The organism is Lujinxingia litoralis, from assembly GCF_003260125.1.
Lineage (GTDB): Bacteria > Myxococcota_A > Bradymonadia > Bradymonadales > Bradymonadaceae > Lujinxingia > Lujinxingia litoralis.
In genome coordinates this window covers 1-19,115 of sequence record NZ_QHKO01000012.1, presented here as the reverse complement: position 1 = coordinate 19,115, position 19,115 = coordinate 1, and the positions used below count along the sequence as shown (strand labels likewise).

15 protein-coding genes are annotated in these 19,115 nt (G+C 65.0%); 8 read left to right on the top strand and 7 right to left on the bottom strand.

Translation table 11 applies throughout. The annotated features are described in order from the left end of the window. Positions 1–8: 8 nt before the first annotated feature. Positions 9–1,544 carry a cellulose synthase family protein gene (locus tag DL240_RS17730; protein ID WP_111731242.1) on the top strand — a complete coding sequence of 512 codons (1,536 nt, stop codon included), beginning with the start codon at positions 9–11 and terminating at the stop codon, positions 1,542–1,544. Here DL240_RS17730 and DL240_RS17725 read toward each other — a convergent pair. The 3 genes from DL240_RS17725 to thiS are packed head-to-tail and all read right to left on the bottom strand — an operon-like array spanning position 1,481 to position 3,210. Further along, positions 1,481–2,170, bottom strand: coding sequence for a thiamine phosphate synthase (locus DL240_RS17725; protein ID WP_111731241.1), 690 nt, complete (start codon positions 2,168–2,170; stop codon positions 1,481–1,483). The genes DL240_RS17730 and DL240_RS17725 overlap by 64 nt on opposite strands. A gap of 3 nt (positions 2,171–2,173) precedes the next feature. Then, positions 2,174–2,971, bottom strand: a complete 798-nt coding sequence (gene thiG, locus DL240_RS17720; protein ID WP_146618407.1) for a thiazole synthase — start codon at positions 2,969–2,971, stop codon at positions 2,174–2,176. A gap of 29 nt (positions 2,972–3,000) precedes the next feature. After that, on the bottom strand, positions 3,001–3,210 hold the full coding sequence (thiS, locus tag DL240_RS17715; protein WP_111731239.1) for a sulfur carrier protein ThiS: 210 nt from the start codon (positions 3,208–3,210) through the stop codon (positions 3,001–3,003). 134 nt (positions 3,211–3,344) lie between these two features. Between thiS and murJ the strand changes: the two genes are divergently transcribed. Beyond that, positions 3,345–4,949 (top strand): murein biosynthesis integral membrane protein MurJ, encoded by a 1,605-nt coding sequence (murJ, locus tag DL240_RS17710; RefSeq protein ID WP_111731238.1) that lies wholly within the window; start codon positions 3,345–3,347, stop codon positions 4,947–4,949. 69 nt (positions 4,950–5,018) lie between these two features. Here murJ and DL240_RS17705 read toward each other — a convergent pair whose 3' ends face one another. Next, on the bottom strand, positions 5,019–7,493 hold the full coding sequence (locus DL240_RS17705) for a protein kinase domain-containing protein (RefSeq protein ID WP_111731237.1): 2,475 nt from the start codon (positions 7,491–7,493) through the stop codon (positions 5,019–5,021). A gap of 435 nt (positions 7,494–7,928) precedes the next feature. Here DL240_RS17705 and DL240_RS17700 point away from each other — a divergent pair, with 435 nt between their 5' ends. Further along, positions 7,929–8,522 (top strand): TetR/AcrR family transcriptional regulator, encoded by a 594-nt coding sequence (locus tag DL240_RS17700; RefSeq protein ID WP_111731236.1) that lies wholly within the window; start codon positions 7,929–7,931, stop codon positions 8,520–8,522. A gap of 36 nt (positions 8,523–8,558) precedes the next feature. On the opposite strand, the gene DL240_RS20340 is transcribed toward DL240_RS17700, so the two are convergent. Beyond that, complete coding sequence (locus DL240_RS20340; RefSeq protein ID WP_199589858.1) at positions 8,559–8,789, bottom strand: hypothetical protein; 231 nt, start codon at positions 8,787–8,789, stop codon at positions 8,559–8,561. Between the two features lie 327 nt (positions 8,790–9,116). On the opposite strand from DL240_RS20340, the gene DL240_RS17690 reads away from it, so the two are divergent. Together DL240_RS17690 and DL240_RS17685 are read left to right on the top strand one after the other, a co-directional pair. Beyond that, a complete protein-coding gene (locus DL240_RS17690) occupies positions 9,117–12,590 on the top strand; it encodes a DUF7107 domain-containing protein (RefSeq protein ID WP_146618391.1) in 3,474 nt (1,157 codons plus the stop codon). A 137-nt stretch (positions 12,591–12,727) separates the two neighbouring features. After that, positions 12,728–13,429: a radical SAM protein gene (locus tag DL240_RS17685; RefSeq protein WP_111731234.1), complete on the top strand. Its 702-nt coding sequence runs from the start codon at positions 12,728–12,730 to the stop codon at positions 13,427–13,429. A gap of 117 nt (positions 13,430–13,546) precedes the next feature. Here the strand turns inward: DL240_RS17685 and DL240_RS17680 are convergent, their stop codons facing one another. Beyond that, entirely contained in the window at positions 13,547–13,831 is a 285-nt protein-coding gene (locus DL240_RS17680; RefSeq protein ID WP_111731233.1) for an HU family DNA-binding protein, read from the bottom strand. A gap of 239 nt (positions 13,832–14,070) precedes the next feature. Further along, a complete protein-coding gene (locus DL240_RS17675; protein WP_111731232.1) occupies positions 14,071–15,345 on the bottom strand; it encodes an FHA domain-containing protein in 1,275 nt (424 codons plus the stop codon). Between the two features lie 308 nt (positions 15,346–15,653). On the opposite strand from DL240_RS17675, the gene rpmB reads away from it, so the two are divergent. From rpmB to DL240_RS17660, 3 genes are all read left to right on the top strand, one after another. After that, positions 15,654–15,896, top strand: coding sequence for a 50S ribosomal protein L28 (gene rpmB, locus DL240_RS17670; protein ID WP_111731231.1), 243 nt, complete (start codon positions 15,654–15,656; stop codon positions 15,894–15,896). Positions 15,897–16,122: 226 nt separating this feature from the next. Continuing rightward, positions 16,123–18,075, top strand: a complete 1,953-nt coding sequence (locus tag DL240_RS17665) for a GAF domain-containing protein (RefSeq protein ID WP_111731230.1) — start codon at positions 16,123–16,125, stop codon at positions 18,073–18,075. Then, positions 18,075–19,052, top strand: a complete 978-nt coding sequence (locus tag DL240_RS17660; RefSeq protein ID WP_111731229.1) for a HEAT repeat domain-containing protein — start codon at positions 18,075–18,077, stop codon at positions 19,050–19,052. The genes DL240_RS17665 and DL240_RS17660 overlap by 1 nt, the downstream gene beginning before the upstream one ends. Positions 19,053–19,115: the final 63 nt, after the last annotated feature.

The window sequence follows — 19,115 nt, the reverse complement described above, 5'->3', positions numbered from 1 at the left end:
GCCCCACCATGTCACACTTTCAGGACTACAACCTCTGGCAGCTCGCTATTCTGCTGACCTACTTCGCGGTGCTGCTGATGCTCTCCTTTTATGGATCGCATCGTTACGCCATCGTGCACCTCTACCGCAAGTACGCCAGCGGTCCGGACCCCGAGCCCGCGGCTCGTTTCACACCGGAGACCCTCCCGGTCGTCACCGTGCAGCTCCCCTCGTTCAACGAGCGCTACGTCATTGAGCGCCTCATCGACGCGACCTGCCAACTCGACTACCCGCGCGATCGCCTCGAAATCCAGGTCCTGGACGATTCCACCGACGATACCACCGCGCTGATCCGCGACCGGGTGGCCCACTGGCGCGACCGGGGCATCAACATCTCCCTGCTGCACCGCACAGACCGACAGGGATTCAAAGCCGGCGCCCTGCAGGCCGGCCTCGAACAGGCCCGCGGCGAGCTCGTCGCCGTCCTGGACGCCGACTTCATTCCTCAGCCGGAGTTTCTGCGCCAGACCATCGATCACTTCACCGAACCCGATATCGGCATGGTGCAGGCTCGCTGGGACTACATCAACCGCGACTACAGCCTGCTCACGCGTGCTCAAGCCGTGCTTCTGGACGGACACTTCGTGCTGGAGCACACCGCCCGCAACCGCTCCGGGCGCTTCTTTAACTTCAACGGCACCGCCGGCATCTGGCGCCGTCAGGCCATCGAAGATGCCGGTGGATGGGAACACCACACCCTGACCGAAGATCTCGACCTCTCCTACCGAGCGCAGCTCGCCGGATGGCGCTTTCGATTCTTGCGCGACGTCACCGTCATGAGCGAACTCCCGGTGGAGATGAATGCCTTCAAAAGTCAGCAGCACCGCTGGTCCAAGGGTGCGCTTCAGACAGCCTTTAAGGTGCTTCCCCGGGTGCTGCGCTCTCCACAGCCCCGGGCCGTCAAACTTGAGGCCATCCATCACCTCACCGGCAACCTGGCCTACCTCTTGATGGTGATCCTGGCCTTGATCATGCCTCTGGCCACGCTCGTCCGCGTGCAACAGGGCTGGTACGAGGTGCTCCTCTTCGACCTCCCGATCTTTTTAAGCGCCACGTTCTCCGTCTGCTACTTCTACTGGGTCTCCCAGCGCGAGCTGGGGCGCCCACGGTGGGAGATCTTAAGGCTGATGCCGGCCGTACTCGCCTTAGGTATTGGCGTCTCGGTCAATAACGCCAAAGGGGTCATCGAGGTTCTTCTGGGCCACAAGACCCCCTTTGTCCGCACGCCGAAGTACGCCATCCAACGCGCCGGCGAATCCTGGAGTTCTCGACTGTATCGGGGAGGTCTCAACGCCATGCCGGCCATCGAGTTCGCCCTGGGCATCTGGTTTAGCTACGCCATCTACGAGGTGCTTGCCGACCCTCGCCACCCCTTCGGAAGCCTGCCCTTTCTGATGCTCTTTCAGTTTGGATTCTTCTACGTGGCCTTCTTAAGCGTCTCTCAAACCCTGGGAAGCCGCCCCGAACCTCCGGCGTCCCCCTCGGAACAGAGCGCTTCGAGATAACGCCGGGCAGCCTGCGCCACGTCGGCGGCCCCGCAGATCCCGCCGACGACGGCCACCCCGTAAAACCCCGCATCCAGACAGGCGCGGACCTCCCGGGGCCCCACGCCGCCCAGCGCGTACGCCGGCACGCTCAACCCACGTGCGAGCTCTCCCCAGTGCTCCAGCGTGAGCCGCCCGCCGTAGCCCGGCTTGGACACGCTCTCAAACACCGGGCTCAGCGTCACAAAATCGGCGCCGCGCTGCTGCGCGCGCTGCGCCTCACGCTGATTATGGCAAGACACCCCCACCAGCCCCTCCCCCTCCAGACGCTGGCGAGCCTCCTGCACCCACGCGACCTGCGCCGCCCCCAGGTGCACCCCGGAAACGTGGAGCGCCCGACCACGCGCCACCTCGGCATGAACCAGCACCTGCGCACCGGCCGCCTGAGCCACCTCGGCGGCCCGCGCCGCATCGGCCCACAACGCCTCGCTTCGCTGAGGCGACCAGTCGCCTTTGACCCGCAGCGACACCCGACGCACGCCTGCCCCCACCGCCGCATGCACCACCGACCTCAGAGACCGTCCTCGGGCCACGCAGAAGCCTGCATCGGCGATCAGGTACAGACGCGAGAGTTCCCCGCCATCCATACCTTAACTCGACGACTCGGAGCCCACCGCGCCCTCCAGGGGCGTGGACGCCTGGGCGTAAAAACGCCGGGGAATCCGCCCGGCCTCCCGCGCCCAGCGCCCCGCACGCACCGCATCGCGAAAGGCCCGTGCCATGACCACTGGCTTCTCCGCCCCACTGATCGCCGTGTTCAGAAGCACCCCGTCACAGCCCAGCTCCATCGCCAACGCGGCATCCGAAGCCGTGCCAATCCCGGCATCCACCAGCATCGGCACCTCCATAAACTCGCGGATGATCTGGAAATTATAGGGGTTCCGAATCCCCATCCCGCTGCCGATCGGCGAGCCCAGCGGCATGACCGCAGCGCACCCGATATCCTGAAGTTTGCGGGCTAGAACCGGATCGTCGTTGGTGTAGGCCATCACCACAAAGCCATCGGCCACCAGCGTGCGTGCCGCCTTAAGCAGCTCCTCGCTGTCCGGAAGCAGGGTCTGATCGTCGGCGATCACCTCCAACTTGATCAGGTCGGTCTCCAGCGCCTCACGTGCCAGCTGCGCGGTGAGCACAGCGTCGCGCGCGGTGTAGCAACCGGCGGTATTGGGCAGCAGCGTGTAGCGCTCGGTCAGAATCTCCAGGATCCCCGCCTCCCGCGAGGCCTCGATATCGAGCCGGCGAATGCCCACCGTCACCAGCTCAGTGCCGCTGGCCTCCAACGCGTCGAGCATCACCTGGTAGTTGGCGTAACGGGCCGTTCCTACCAGAAGTCGGCTGGTAAATTCATAGGGGCCGACCTTCCAGGTCGACGGCTTCGGGTCGCTCATCATCTTACTCCTCGGCTCGAACTTCGGGGTTAACCACCCTGGGTGGCGCGAATGATCTCCACGCTGGTACCGGCCTCAATCCTCGGCTCCGACCAGGCGCTGCGCGGAACAACCTGGTCGCCCACCGCCACCGCCACCCCGCGAATCGCCTCAATGCCCAGCTCCGAGAGCAGCTCTTCAACTGACCAGGGACGCGCCTCTTTCAGGGTATGCGCCTTGCCGTTGACCCGGATCTCCATCGCCTTCATCCTCCGCTGTGGGCGCGGCCCTCGTCAGCAGGGCCCACCGAAAAACTTCGCCTCCGCCCCCGATCGCGATACAAGCACCCGGGGAAGAGGATCTGATTCATACCTTCGCGCGAGCACCTGGCACCATGGCAACCGACGCCCCCGACAAAGCTCAAAAACCCGCCCCTTCGATCGGCCGCCGCATGGGCATCGCCGCCATCATCCTGGCGGTCAGCACCCTGTTGAGCCGCATCCTGGGGTTTCTGCGCGAAGCGGTCATCGTCTACAACCACGGAGCCAGCGCCACCACCGACGCCTATCAGGCCGCCTTCACCATGCCGGATATGATGAACTACGTGCTGGCCGGTGGCACCCTCTCAATCACCTTCATACCGCTCTTCTCCTCCTATGTCGCCTCTCAAGACGAGGAGGGGGCCTGGCGACTCTTCTCGACCATCGCCACCACCATGGGCTCGGTGCTGGCGGTGTTCATCGCCCTGGGCTACGTGCTCGCCCCGCAGATCGTACCGGTGCTCAATCCCGGATTTAACGATCCCGAGCAGCTCGAGCTGGCGGTGAGCATGACCCGTATCGTGCTGCTAGCGCCGATGGCCTTTTACATCGGCGGACTGCTGCAGGGCTCGCTCTTTGTCCGCGAGATCTTCTGGCCCAGCGCCATTGCCCCGCTGATCTACAACCTCTGCATCATCCTGGGCGGCGTGCTCCTCGATCCCTGGTTTGGCATCAAGGGATTCGCCATCGGCGTGGTCGTGGGCGCCCTGCTGGGCCCCCTGGCCGTCCCCATGTGGGCGGCCAGGCACGAGGTAAAATTCACCCCGCGCTTTGCCCCCTTCGATGCTGACTTCCGGGCCTTCCTGCTGCTGACACTCCCCTTGATGGTGGGCGTCAGCCTGGTCACCGTCGATGAGTGGTTCTTAAAGTACTTCGGCTCGCTCCAGGGAGATGGCGCCATCACCTGGCTGGCCAACGCCCGCAAGCTGATGATGGTCATCTTCGCCATCATCGGCCAGGCCGCCGGCCAGGCCGCGCTCCCCTTCCTCACTCGCCTCTTCCACGAGGGCAAAGAAGAGGAGATGGGACGGATGCTCGCGCGCAGCCTCCAACGCGTGGGCTTTCTGGCGATGGTGGGGGCGGCCGGGCTGATGGTGGCCGCCTACCCCCTGGTCCACGCGATCTTCCGCCACGGACACTTCCAGGCCAGCGATGCCGATACCATGGCCGGCCTCCTGATCGTCTTCGCCGGCGGCCTGTGGTCCTGGGCGGTACAAACCCTGGCGGTACGCGGATTTTACGCGCGTAAAAACACACTCACCCCCATGATTCTCGGCTCGGTCACGGTGGCGTTGGCCGCCCCCTTCTACGCCCTGCTGGGCGCCGAGTTCGGGGTCCGGGGGCTGGCCGCGGCGACTTCGCTGGGGATGACGCTCAATGCCCTGGTGACCCTGGGGTACTACCGCCTGCGCGTGGGCCGGCTGCCGCTGATGCCCATCGCCCGGGGCACCCTCCGCGGTGCACTCCACGGAGCCTGGGCGGCCGGTGCCGCCTACGGGGTGTTTTATTTGGCCGGCCACGCCCCGGCCGATCTAGGACTGATGGGGCTGGTCGTGCTTCTCATCGCCATGGGCACCGCCTTCTTCGGCGCCCTGGCCCTCAGCGGATGGCTCTTCAACCCGCCGGAGCTCGATGTGGTCCTGGAGCGCGTGAAGCGCCGCCTCCGACGATCCGCCTAATCCCCTGATTTCCATACGTTTTCTCAAGAAGGCCGGCCAACCCGGCGCGGCTCCGAACCGGCCACCATATCAGTCCACCGGAGGCAGCTCCACGCGCTCGGTCACTTCGAACAACAGAATCTCCACCTGATGCAGCAGGTACACCGTGCGATAGACCATCTCGTGCTGCTCCGGACCGAACTTCGCCAGCAGCGCCCGCAGATGATCGCCCGGGCTCAGCTGATTGAGCACCCGTAACTCCCGAGCTCGCAGCCGCAGCCGATCCACACTAAAGGGCGCGGGCTCGTTCGGGTAAATGCTCACGAAATTGCGATTGCTATAGAGCTCTTGTATCCGCGCAAGCGCCACCCGCTCGCGGCTGCCCTCGACAATCATCTCGTAGGTGTCCAGCCCCAGCGAGTAGCCCTGGGTATCGGGCTCCTGATTCTCGTAGTAGCCGTAGTAGCCCTCGGTCCAGGTGAAGATATCCAGGAGCTTCTCGCGCATCTGACTCGAAAGATGAGTGAAGATCGCGTGCGCCGGAATCGCCCCCACGGCCACCAGCGCATCCCCCAGTCGACCGCCCCACTCGTTAAGACGGGCCAACCCCTCCTGAAGCTCGGCTTCGGTGATGAGGTCGCGCGTTCGCAAGAAGTGTCCCAACAACTCCTCTTGCCGGTTGGAATCGACGTAGATCGGCTCCCCATCGCGAATGAAGATCGACTTCTCCACCTGGCCGTTGCTCACAAAAAGGCGCCCGGTCTCTCCGGCGCGGTGCAGACGCCCCAGAATGCGGGCAAACGAGACCTCGGCCAGATCCCCCTCATAGCTTGCGTAGAGATTTTTGAGTTCCTGGAAGGTCGAGCCCAACGCCCCCGCACTCGTCGCCACAACCATAGAAGGCAGCGACTGCGAGACCGGCGAGGACTGACCGCCAAGCTCGGCCTCCGTGACCCCTGGGGGCTCCACCGGCGCGACCGCCAGGCCCGGGACGCTCCGCGCCTCCCGCGTCTCGACCACCACCTCGGTATCGCCAGACGCCGCGCTTTCCTCTTCCATCTGCCCGACGGCCCGACGCACATCGCGCACCACATCGGTGTCCGCGCCCGCGACCACCGCATCATGCGCAGCCTCCACGGCCACCGGTCGGGCCCGACGACCACTCGCGCGCCCCGCCGGTACCTCAATACCGCTGATCTCATCGAGTTGAACCCAGGGCCCCTCCCCGACCGAGACCCGATCTTCGGCCCGCGGGCGACGCACCCGCAAAAGATCCACCAGGGTCTGAGGCCCCATCGGCCCGAACACCAGCCCGCTCCCATCCCGATAGCGATATCGGCGCTCGTCGCCCTCGTCTTCCGACTCACGAGTACGGGCGATCTGCCCGGCCAGCTCCCCGGCAGGCATCCGCCCGGTATTACTCTCCCGGGGCTCGTGCACCGCCGCGGTCTCTCCCATGGCCAGAAGCTGCGCGCTCTCCACCGAGCGCGACGCTACATTGGCCTCGACCTCCGAGTCCGCCCGGGCGCCAGCCGGCTCCCTGGCCACAGCCCCCCGGGGCTTCGGAAGAGGACGTCGGGCCGCCGGCCCCCCCGGCTCACTCCGGCGCTGGCTCTTCTCCTCTTCGATCTCTCGCGCGAAGAGCCGACGCATCAGGTTAGAAAGATCGTTCCCGCTAACTTTGATGCCGTGGTGAAAACAAAAATCCATCAACGCCTGATAGAACTCACCGGCGCTCTGGTAGCGATCTTCGCGATGTCTGGCCAACCCGGTGCGAATGATCTTCACCAGATCCGCGGGCAGGGGCCCCATCTTCTTGAGACTCGCATCGATGTTGGCGTCCCGCACCTTGAGCATCACATCAAGATCGGAGCTGCCCACAAAGAGGCGATTCATGCTCAGCGCCTCCACAAACACAATGCACGCCGAGAAGATGTCACTGCGCGAGTCGATCTCCTCGCCCATCACCTGCTCGGGGCTCATGTAGCCGACCTTACCCTTGAGCGTACCGCTCTCGGTGAGCGTGCGTTGAATCGCCGCCTTAGCCACCCCGAAATCACCGACTTTCACATCGCCGGCGTAGCTGATCAGGATATTGGAGGGGCTGACATCGCGATGGATGATGTTGAGATCGTCGCCATAGGGATCTTTGGCTCGGTGGGCAAAATCCAGCCCTTTGAGCATCTCCATGACGATAAAGAGCACGAGATTAAGCGGGATCTTGATGTTGAGCTCCGCGCAGCGCGCGAGCACATCGAGCAGATCTTTGCCATGCACAAACTCCATGGCGATGTAGTACTGGTGGTCGATCTCCCCCAGATCAAACACCTGCACCACATTGGCGTGGTACAGGCTCACCGCGATCTTGGCCTCGTTGATGAACATGTCGACAAATTCGGTATCGTCGACCAGCGAGGGCAAGATCAACTTGATGGCGAACTCTTTCTCAAAGCCCGCGGCCCCAAAGGTCTTGGCGCGAAAAATCTCGGCCATGCCCCCGGCCCCGATCTTCTGCAGGAGGGCGTAGCGCCCGAACTTCGTCCACTCGCGGTTGCTCTCAGCCACTGCAGATGCCTACGCGCACAGGGAGGGTTCGCTGCCTCGCAATCTCAACGAAAAGTACGTGGCCTCTGAGCGCGGGCCCGGAGTGGTCCCCGATATAACCGTAGCAGGTCGACGCCTCGGTCCGCTGACTCACGAAAACCCCTTCTGAGTTGAGCGTTGCGCCATACGCGATGCGCCGGTGGGCGCCATCGGTGACAGACGTGTGGATTGTAAGATCGTGTCGTCTAGACCTTTTGAGCCTAACACAGAGTCAAAGTGGCAGGCTAGCCGGGTTTCGCCCTTCCAGTCCACTCTCCCGCGGGGCGCCCGGCCCCCTCCGAGACGGCGCCTTAGGTCTGCACATATGGTGGTTGCGCCCTGCGGCCCGCCCCGCATACAAGGGAGCGCGATCGCGGGCGTCTCCGCTCGCGGTGACCTGCGTCAAGGAGCCTGAGCGTGACCAAACACAAGAGCCCCGATGAACGCGCCGACCAGATCCTGGCGGCGGCCCGAAGCTGCTTTTTGGAACGGGGTTATTTCGCCACCAAAATGGACGATATCGCCCGCGCGGCCAGCCTCTCCAAAGGCGGAGTGTATTTTCACTTTCCGTCAAAGCGCGAGATCTTTCGCGCCCTGGTGCAGGCAGAGTTCGACCGCTCGACCGGCTTTATGGACGATGTCATGACTCAGGAGAGCGATCTCCTGGCCCAACTGGCTCGCCTGGGCGATCACTTCATCGAAGCCTTCGCCGCCGACGCATCCATGCCCCGCTTTATGTTGATCGCCGCCGAGATGGCCCTGCGCGACGACGCGATCCGGCAGATGCTCCTGGAATTGCAGGAGTCCTACATCGATCGGCTCTCCGCGATCCTGGAAGACGCGGTCGAGCGCGGGCACCTGCGCCCGATCGATACCCGGGCCACGGCCATCGCGCTCAAGTCGCTGGTCGACGGCGTTCAGGCCGCCTACGCGGTGGGCTACGAGCCCGACCGCGATCGCCTGCTGGAAGCAACCTACGCGCTGGTTGCCGAGGGGCTGGCCGCACAGTGAATCGCCGCGCACAGTCCCCTCTCAGGATTTAGCTGCTTATTCGGCCGGGGCCGCTTCTTCAGCCGGAGCTTCCTCGGCCGGAGCCGCTTCTTCCGCCGGAGCTTCCTCGGCCGGGGCCGCTTCCGCCGGGGCCTCCGCGCCCTGCTCACCACCGGCCCCGCTGGGCTCGTAGTGCGAGCAACCGAAGCCTACCTGGGAGCCCAGGAATGCGACGATCACGACCATCACAAAGCCACCAATCAATCCCTGCGTAATTTCTTTAGCCATAACCTGGGCTTACCTGAGTCTGTGGACGTCGCCGGGCTCTACGCTCTTATCCGGGGAGGCGCCACCGCATCATCGGTGCGCCGGCGTGCTCGTCACGTAACATCATTGATCGGCTGCCGCGGAGCGTGCTCTCCGCGGCAAACCGCACGGCTGGCAAAGGTCTAATAGAATCGCGCGGCGCTGGCAATGCCCTTTCGGCGCCCCTGACACCGGTGAATTTGCTGTGCTGCTAACGCTGTGTTACATCTGCGTCCCCTTAGATACACGCGCGCCGGCACGCGTTGACGCTCGCTTTAAGCGAGGGCACCACCGGTGATCGGATCACGCATGACCTGCGGACTTAATATGGCTGCCTCCTCGTTTTCTCTACGCATGTTTGTACGCCTGGTGATGACCCTGACCCTGCTTGGCTCGCTGGGGTTAGCCGGCTGCGGCCGTACCGTTCTTATGGATCGCTGCGTGGACGATGGCGAGTGCCCGGCGGGCTCGCAATGCCTGGGCTCGGTGTGCTCCGAGCCCCTGCGCTGCCAGAGCGAGGCCGACTGCCCGGAGAATGCCACCTGCCTGGGCCGCTTCTGCGCGCCGATTCCGGCCTGCGAACGCGATGAGGACTGCCCCGAAGGCAACCTCTGCATCGAAGGCGCCTGCCAGCCGCCCGGGCCCCAGTGCGCGGTGGACACCGACTGCAACACCGGCGAAATCTGCCTGGAGGGCAGCTGCCTGCCCGCCTGCCAGGAGAACGACGAGTGCGACGCCGGCGAGCTCTGCGTCGATGGCGTCTGCACCCAGACCTGCGAATGTAGCGACGATAGCGACTGCCCCGTGGAGCTGAGCTGCAGCGACACCTGTCAGTGCGAGGATGTCCCCGCATGCCAGTCCGACGAGGATTGCGAAGGCGACCAGTTCTGCATGGATCAGATCTGCGTCCACCCCCAGCTGGAGTGCTTCAACGACAACGACTGCCCGGCCGACGGGCGCTGCGAAGCCAACGTCTGCGTCCCGGCCCAGGAGTGCTTCATTGACGAAGACTGCCCCGGTCAGGCCAGCTGCCTCGACGGCATCTGCCAGGTGCTCCCCCCGGAATGCTTCTTCGATGACGACTGTGGCTCAGAGGCCATCTGCCTCGATCAGATGTGCGTACCCATCGACGGCGAATGCCAGAACGACGACCAATGCCCGGAGCATTTCGCCTGCCTCGATCGCTTCTGCGTCTTCGATGGCGAGTGCCTTCGCGACGACGAATGCGCCTTTGGACAGGTCTGCCAGGATGCCCAGTGTGTCGCGCCCCAGTGCGAGCGCGACGCCCAATGTGGCCCGGGAGGCCAGTGCATCGCAGGCTCCTGCGTGTTCACATCCTGCCAGTTCGATGATCAGTGCCCGCAGGGCCAGTCCTGCCAGGAGGGCATCTGCCAGCCCACCCAGGATCAGTGCCAGATCAACCGCGACTGCGCCGCCGGCGAGGTCTGCACCAACGGCCAGTGCCTGCCGCGCCCCCCGGAGTGCATCGACGACTTTGACTGCGGACTGGGACAGAGCTGCATCGACGGGCAATGCTTCGGTGGTCCCCAGTGCCAGAGCGATCAGGACTGCCTGCCCACCGAGATCTGCCGCGCCGGCCAATGTGTCACCACCCAGGGCTGTCAGGTGGACAGCGACTGCGGCCAGGCCGAGATCTGCCTGAGCGGCGACTGCTACTTCATCGGGGATTGCCGCGCCGATACCGACTGCCGCCGCGACGAGCAATGCATCGACTTCCGCTGTGAGTTCACCGACCCCTGCCAGGCGGTCACCTGTTCGCCGGGCCACGTCTGCGAACGTGGCGACTGCGTGCCCGTCGACGCCTGCACCGTCGATGATGAGTGCGCCCCTGGCGAGATCTGTGAGCAGGGCGCCTGCATCAACCCGAATCAATGCCACTCCGATGCCGACTGCCGCGCCGATGAGTTCTGCCAGAACGGTCAGTGTTTGCCCCAGGGCGATTGCCAGTCCGATGCCGACTGCCGCGTGGACGAGATCTGCGAGAACAACTTCTGCACCACGCCGGAGCAGTGCCGTCGCGACGCCGACTGCCCCCCGGGTCAGGAATGTGAAGCGCTGACGCGTCAATGCCAGCCGGCGGTGGAGTGCTCCAGCGCCAACGACTGCCCCGACGGGTTCACCTGCCTCGACGATCGCTGCGTGGACATCCGTCAGTGCACCGTCGACAGCGAATGCCCCGGCGGCACCATCTGCAACGGCTTCTTCTGCCAGCCGCGCCCCGAGTGCAGCGCGGATAACGACTGTGAAACCGGTGAGCGTTGCGACCTGGGCAATTGCGTGGCCAGCCGCTGCCAGAATGAAGCTCAATGCCCGCCGGCCTGGCAGTGCGTTGCCCAGCGCTGCATCCCGCCCCTGGCCTGCACCGGCGATCAGGACTGCCCGCTGCCCAACCTGCAGTGCATCAACAACGTCTGCGTCGACCCGAGCGGCTGCCAGTCCGACGGCGACTGCTTCCCCGGTGCCAGCTGCGTGGCCGGCGTCTGCCTGCCGCTGCCTCCGCCCCAGTGCAGCGGCGACAGCGACTGCCGCCCCTCGGAGATCTGCGAATTCGGCATCTGCGCGCCGCGCCCCGAATGCACCAATGACCGCGACTGCGCGGCCACCGAGCGCTGCCTCAACTACCAGTGCCAGCAGGTGCGCGAATGCGTGCGTGACGATCAGTGCCCCACGGATGCCCGGTGCATCGATGAAACCTGTGTCGCGGCGCAGTGCGCCGCCGATGGCGACTGCGGCCCGGGGCGAGTCTGCGACAACGGCGCCTGCGTGCCGACAGCGCCCCAGTGCACCGACGATATCGACTGCCCCGGGGGCTTTGAGTGCCGCGGCGGCAACTGCCGCCCGCTGATCTCCGAGTGCTCCAACGACAACCAGTGCGCGCCCAACCAGCAGTGTGAGCAGGGCGTCTGCGTCGATCTCCCCCCGGAGTGCTCCATCCACGCCGACTGCGGTCCCGGCCAGGAATGTGTCGCCGGGGAGTGCCGCACCGCGCCCCCCTGCCGCACCGACGCCGAATGCCCCGACGGCCGCAGCTGCGACACCCTCAGCGGTCGTTGCATCGAGCCGACCTCCTGCTCCTCCAGCAACGACTGCCCCCAGGGTCAGACGTGCATCGGCGACACCTGCCGTCTGGTGCGCAGCTGCCAGGCCGACGTGGACTGCCCCTCCGGGACGTCCTGCCAGGACGGGATCTGCCGCGTCAGCGCCAACTGCTCAGCGGATGCCGACTGCCCCGACAACCAGCGCTGCGACGCCGGCTACTGCCAGCCCACCCGGTGCCAGAGCGACCAGGAGTGCTCCAGCGGCCTGATCTGCGTCGCCGAGCGCTGCGTGCAGGAGCCGGCCTGCAGCTCCGATGCCGACTGCCCCAGCCCGACCAGCTGCATCAACTTCGTCTGCGACAACCCCGGGGGCTGCACCGCCGACAGTCAGTGCCCCACGGGCCAGGTCTGCTACGCCGGGGCCTGCTTCAGCTTCCCTCCGGCGCAATGCGATCGCGACACCGACTGCGCACAGGGCACCGAATGCAACTTCGGGGTGTGCGAAGACACCAGCCCGGCTCCCAGCTGCCGCATCAACGCCGACTGCGCCGCCAATGAGCTCTGCATCAGCGGGGTATGCCTGGGCGGGACCGAGTGCGACGCCGACCAGGATTGCTCCTTCCCCGAAGTCTGCCAGAATCAGCAATGCGTCCTTCCCGGCTCCTGCTCCACCGACAGCGATTGCACCGAGGGCCGGGCCTGTATTATGGGTCAGTGCTCCTGAGCCCGGCCGTCGGCCGGGTCTCCCCCCGCCTCATTGCACGTATGAGGAAGATCGCCTGCGCTGCATCGCGTTTACCAGGCCCTGGCCACCACAGACGGTGGCTAGCTCCCTCACGTCTGTCTCCATAGGTACCTCTCATGGCTTCCACCACGCCCGCCGAGCGCGCCGCCGATCACGCGATCGAACGCGGCCGCCCCGAACGCGAAGAGCGCAGCTGGCTGCGCCTGACCGAGATCTTCTTTAGCATCCAGGGCGAATCCAGCTTTGCCGGCCTGCCCTGCACCTTCGTGCGCCTCTCCCGCTGCAACCTGCGTTGCACCTGGTGCGATACCACCTACTCCTTCAAAGGTGGTGAGCGCACCGAAATCGACGCGATCATCGCTCGCCTCGATGAGATCGGCTGCAAGGTCGTCGAGATCACCGGTGGTGAGCCCCTGCTCCAGCGCCCGGTCCACACGCTGATGACCCGGCTCTGCGACCTGGGCTACACCGTGCTCATTGAGACCTCCGGCTCGCTGGACATCTCCCCCATCGACCCGCGGGTGCATGTGATCATGGATCTCAAGGCTCCGGGCAGTGGCGAGGTCGACAAAAACCTCTACGCCAACATCGCCCATCTTAAGGCCAGCGATGAGGTGAAGATCGTGCTCCAGGATCGCGCCGACTTCGACTGGGCGATCGCCACCCTCGAAGAGCACGACGTCCTGAACCACGCCCACGTGATCTTCTCGCCAGTCCATGGCGAGCTCAACAGCCACGAGCTGGCCAACTGGATCCTGGAGAGCGGCCAGCAGATCCGCCTGGGACTCCAGATCCATAAATTCCTCGACGTGGAGTAGGCCCGGCGCTCATCCCCGTAGGCCTCTCCAAACACAAGAGCCGACCGCGTTACGCGCGGTCGGCTCTTGTGTTTGGGGTTCCCCCGAACCCCTCTCCACTCACGTCTGCAACGCCCCTCAGGCCTCCAGCGTATCGACACGCTCACGCAGCTCTTTTCCCACCTTGAAATGAACCGACTTCTTGGCCGCCACCTGCACCTCATCTCCGGTACGCGGGTTGCGTCCCTTGCGGGCGCGGTACTTGCGGATGGAGAAGCTGCCAAAGCCCCGCACTTCGATGCGCTCATCCTCCATCAGCGCGTCGCTCATCGCGTCGAACACCGCGTTCACAATCTCTTCGGCGTGATTTTTGGGGACATCGATACGTTGCGAGACCAGCTCAATGAGTTCCGACTTCGTCATTCCACTACTCGTTCGTATGCAGTTCAAAGGGTCATTAAGAATAGCGCACACATTCTTATCGAAGTGTAAAATCCTTAACTTCCACGGCAGGTTATCCACACCGCGCGTTGATGTGCCATGAGGCCCCGATGATGTCAACCACAGATACCCCATGGGAATGAACCCCCGGACGCCGCGCAAAAAAAGCCCTCCGGCTTTTACCGGAGGGCCTGTGCGGACTTAGCGTGGCAAGGAGCTCCTTAGCCCTGCTGCTCCTGATGCACGCGAAAGAGTTGCTGCCCCATAAAAATATAGTCGCGATGCTTCAGCGCGGTCTTCTCCCAGATCTTGATCCAGGTGCCGTTCGACGAGTTCAGATCGACCAGGTAGCACTGGTTGTCATCGCCGGCGTAAATCTGGGCGTGGCGCCCGCTCATGAACTTGTCGTGCGGGAACACAATGTCGCCCTTCTCCCGACCGAGCACGGCGCCGGCTTCGGGCAGGCAGTACACGTTCTGGATGATCCCGCCGATGCCGATCTGCAGGATCTTAAACGTGCCCCCGGGCGCCGGGCTCCCCATGTAGCGTGTGCCGTCACTGCTCTTGGTTTTGGGCGTGATCGACTGCTCGAAGCGCTCAAAGCGCAGCACCTGGCGCCCCATCAAGATCGTGTCGCCGGCGGTGAGCCGAGTCTCGTCCCGCAGCTTAATGAAGGTGCCGTTGAGGCTGTAGAGATCTTCGATGAAGAGCTGGCCATCGAGTACGTGAAAGCGGGCGTGCCGCGGACTTAAGAAGCCGTCGGTGGGAAAACGCTGATCGCCCTCGCGCCCCACCGTGGTCTCCAGAAACTCCAGGGCGATCGCGGTGCCGTCGCTGCCATCCTCGTTGATCGAGATCAACTGGATCGGCCAGGGATTCTTCTGGCGCGCGGCCTCCGAGGCAGGCGGCGGCTCCCGGCGCTTCTCCACCAGTGCGGAGCCCACCCGGCTGCGCAGACTCACCTTTTGGCCCCCCGCCTTCTGCGGAGCCGCCAGCGCCCCGCCACACTCCACGCAGAACTTCATCGAGGCCGGGTTCTCCGCATGGCAGGAGGGGCAGACCGCCGGCCGGCGGCTCTCCTCCAGCGGCTCCACCTCGACCAGGGGAAGATTCTCGCTGCTCTGGCTGAGATCGCGCCCGGTGATCGACACCTCCCCCAGATCCTCCAGCGGCGCCAGCGTCACCGGCTCAGCGGTGGCCTCCAGCGCATCCAGTAAGAATCCAGCGTCGACGTCGCCCGCCCCGGCATCATCGCCATCGAGCGTGGGCGCGTTTTTAAGCGCCGCCCCGCCAAAGCCCGGGCCGCTGCGAAAGCGCTTGGCGACGGCGGCCACCGCCTCATCCTCTTCGGGTTGATAGGCCGGCAGATCCAGGCCACTGGAGCGCGGCGCGCGAATCCGCCCGCCAAGCCGAAACGAGAGCCCTTCTGCGCCCTCGCCCTGTGCCGTCTGCGCCTGTTCGTCTTGCAACTTCGACGACAACTTTCCGTCGCTCACCGATTGCCTCCGGAGGTCGATGTTTCGCGAGCATTTCAAGCCACACCGCCCGCGATTGGGTCGTCCGCAATCTACAAGAGCCCCCCCACCATTTCAAGGCGCGCCCGCGCGCCCAAAGGCCGCTAAAAGCGCGATCGCAGTGGGGTTTACCCCCCTTTTTGGACGATCGGCTTGACATCGGTCCACCTCGCTGCCAGTCTCCCGCCTCCGAAGCGCGCCCCCTTGCCGGGCGTGCCGGCCAAATAGGTACGTCAAACTCAAGTCACGACACGACGTCGCGTCTGACCGTTGAATGATAGGAGAATCCCATGGCTCGCAAATGCAAACTCACCGGTAAGAAGCCGCTTGTTGGTAACCGCGTCTCGCACGCCAACAACAAGACCAAAATGCGCCAGCTGCCCAACCTGCAGAACAAGCGCATCTACATCCCCGAAGAAGATCGCTGGGTCCGCGTGCGCCTCTCGGCCCGCGCCCTGCGCAGCGTGACCAAGAAGGGCCTGCTGTCCTTCCTGAAGTCCGAAGGCCTCACGCTCAAAGACGTGGTCGCCTGAAGCTCAGTCGTTTGACCGAGCCGGGGCCTCTTTGCAGCGCTCCTAGTAAAACCGCCGCTCCGATCTCAACTCGGGGTGGCGGTTTTTTTATGCGCCGGGCGCCCCGCGCCCTGTGGCCTGAGCATGCACCGGGCGCAGCGCTGTGCTAGGCTCGGGTCCATGCTCAGGCCGGTCGCTGTGGACCTGCCGCGCTGACCGCCCTCTTTTTGTGCTGCAGGCGATCGCGATGTCCGAGAAGACCCTACACACCCCGCTGCGCGCCCGCCGCGTACGCCAGATCACCGGCGCGCTGGCGGCGATCCCGGCCACGGCCCCTGACTCGCCGCCGATGCTACGCGAGCCCGGGCGCCTCACCGATCAGAGCCTGCGCCAGCTCAGCGACGATCAGAAGGTCGAGCTCCTGCTGGCCTTTCGCTGCCAGCTCCAGCAGCAGCAGCGCCGCTACAGCTCCCTCTTGCAGATCAGCAGCGCGCTGGGCGCGACCCTGGATCGCAACGAGTTTCTCGAGATCACCCTGGAGCAGCTCACCGAGTTGATGCGCGCCGAGCGCTCCACCCTCTATCTGGTCGAGCAGCCCTCCGGGCGCCTCCATGGCAAGATCGCCCAGGGCTCCAACACCCAGATCGTGCTGGAGCCCGGCCAGGGCGTCGCCGGCTGGGTCGCCCAGAGCGGTCAGAGCATCAACATCCGCGACGCCTACAACGATCCGCGCTTTCACGCCGACATCGACTCGCGCTCCGGGTTCCAGACCCGCTCCATGCTCTGCCAGCCCATCCGCAACACCGATGGCCAGATCATCGCCGTGGTCCAGGTGCTCAACAGCACCCAGGGCAACTTCTCGGAGGAGGACGAGAACCTGCTCAGCGCCATCGGCGGCCAGATCTCGATCGCCCTGGAAAACAGCGCGCTCTACCACTCGCTGGTCGATAAAAATCAGCAGCTTTTGCGCACCAAGGAGCGCCTGGAGCACAAGTTCGCCGAGCTCGATCTGCTCTACAACATCCAGAGCAAGCTCAGCCAACACAGCGATCTGGAGAGCCTGATCCAGACCATCACCCAGCAGACCCTGGAGCTGGTCAACGGCAAGGCCTGCGCCCTGACCCTGCGCGAGGAGGGCTACCACCGGGTGCACGTGCTCATCGACCGCAGCGAAGACTACTCCCGGGCCTGGGACTTCTACACCCGGGCGGTCACCGACGAGAACACCATCGGCCAGGCGGTCATCGCCCGCGGCCAGCCCTTTGTCTGCCACAGCCAGGCCTGCCAGCACCTGCCCGGTCCGACCAGCGAAGCCGACGGGCTGCACGTTGAGAACATCATCGCCGTGCCCCTCTTCGACGACGAGACCTGCATCGGCGCCCTGGAGGTCTTTAACCTGGTGCTGCCTCATGAGCCCCGCTCCCTGGGCTTTACCGAGGATGACGTCAAGATCATCACCCTGATCGCCTCCCAGATCGCCGGCACCGTGGCCTCTCGCCGCCACCGCGAGGCCCAGGAGAAGGAGCATCGCCTGGCCTCCATCGGTCAGATGATCTCCGGGATCCTCCACGACTTTAAGACCCCCTTCTCGGTGATCTCCGGCTACGTGCAGCTGATGGCCGACACCGATGATGCCGCCGAGCGCGAGGATTTTGCCGAGCGGGTCCTCCACCAGATCCAGCAGCTCAACCAGATGACCCGGGAGCTCCTCAAATTTGCCCGGGGCGACTCCAAGATCCTCTGGCGCAAGATCTTCGTGAACACCTTCATCCAGGAGACCCGCGAGCTCCTCGATACCGAGCTGGGCGATCGCGGCGTGGAGCTGGTCATCGACCTGAAGTACCGCGGCGAGGTGCGCATGGATGTGGTCAAGATGAAGCGGGCGATTTTGAACCTGGCCCGCAACGCCGCCGACGCCATGCCCCGGGGAGGACGTTTTACCATCGCGGTGGATCGCCAGGACGACCACACCCTGTGGCGCTTCAGCGACACCGGCACGGGCATCCCGCCCGAGATCCGCGATCACCTCTTTGAGTCCTTTGTCACCCAGGGCAAAGCCGACGGCACCGGGCTGGGCCTGGCGGTCGTCAAAAAAATCGTCTCGGATCACGGTGGCTCCATCGACGTGGAGAGCGCACCGGGACAAGGCACGACCTTTGAAATCCGCCTTCCGCTGACCCCCGCCGAAGAGTCGACCTGATGGGTTCAAACGCTCCTACCCCGATCCTCCTGGCGCTGGCCCTGGCCGGCCTGCTGAGCGCCTGCGATAAGCCCGACGCCGCCAACGACTCCCCGCCCATCACCATGGGGGGCGCCGCCCGCGACTCCGCTCCGAGCGCCGCTGAGGCCGCCGAAGCCCCGACGGACCCAAGCGCCCCGAGCGCCCCGAACGCTGGGGCCGCCGACGGCAACGCCCCGAGCGCCAACCCGGACGCCCCGGCCCCGGCCCGCCCCTCCGGCCAGCTCCCCGGGGGCACTCCCGAGCAAAAAGAAGCGCTGATGGAGGCCAAGCTGGCCTTTGTCCAAGAGCGCCTGGTCGAGGCCGAAGATCGCTTCAAGGCCATCGCCGAATCCGAGCCCGTCAGTGGGGAGAGCGTCTCAGCGGCCATTGCCCTGGGACAGATCTACACCGAGACCGGCCGCCAGCAGCAGGCGCTTACGCTCTACACCAATCTGCGCGAGCGCGTCGCCGGGCTCCCCGAGGTCCTTCTGGTGCTCGCCAGGACCCTGGCCGACATGAATCGCCCCGAGGAGGCGATCGCCACCTATGAACAGGCGCTTGAAGGCCAGCCCGACTACATCTTTTTGCTCACCGAGCTGGCGCAGCTCCACCTGGAGCAGGGCCGCAAAGAGCGCGCCTCGGAGCTCCTCTACACCTACGAGCAACGCGTGCACACACTGGCCAACCGCCTCGAAGACCACAGCGCTCCGGCCGAGGATCGCCTCTACCTGGTCGACGTGTTTGGCTTTGTGGACGACGATCGCGCCTACCGCGCGTTGATGCACGCGCTGGACGATCCCTACCCCCAGATCCGCCGCGCCGCGGCGACCACCCTGGGGGAGGTGCGCCTGGATGATGCCCGCAACCTCCTGCAGCGGGTGGCCATCGAAGACGACGCCACCGAGGTGCGCATGGCCGCTCGTCAGGCCCTGCGTCTGATCAACGAAGAGGGCTAACCCCTGGCGAGCGGCCCCGGGGCGCCTTGCCAGGCACTCGGCCACCAACACACCGTGCCCCGG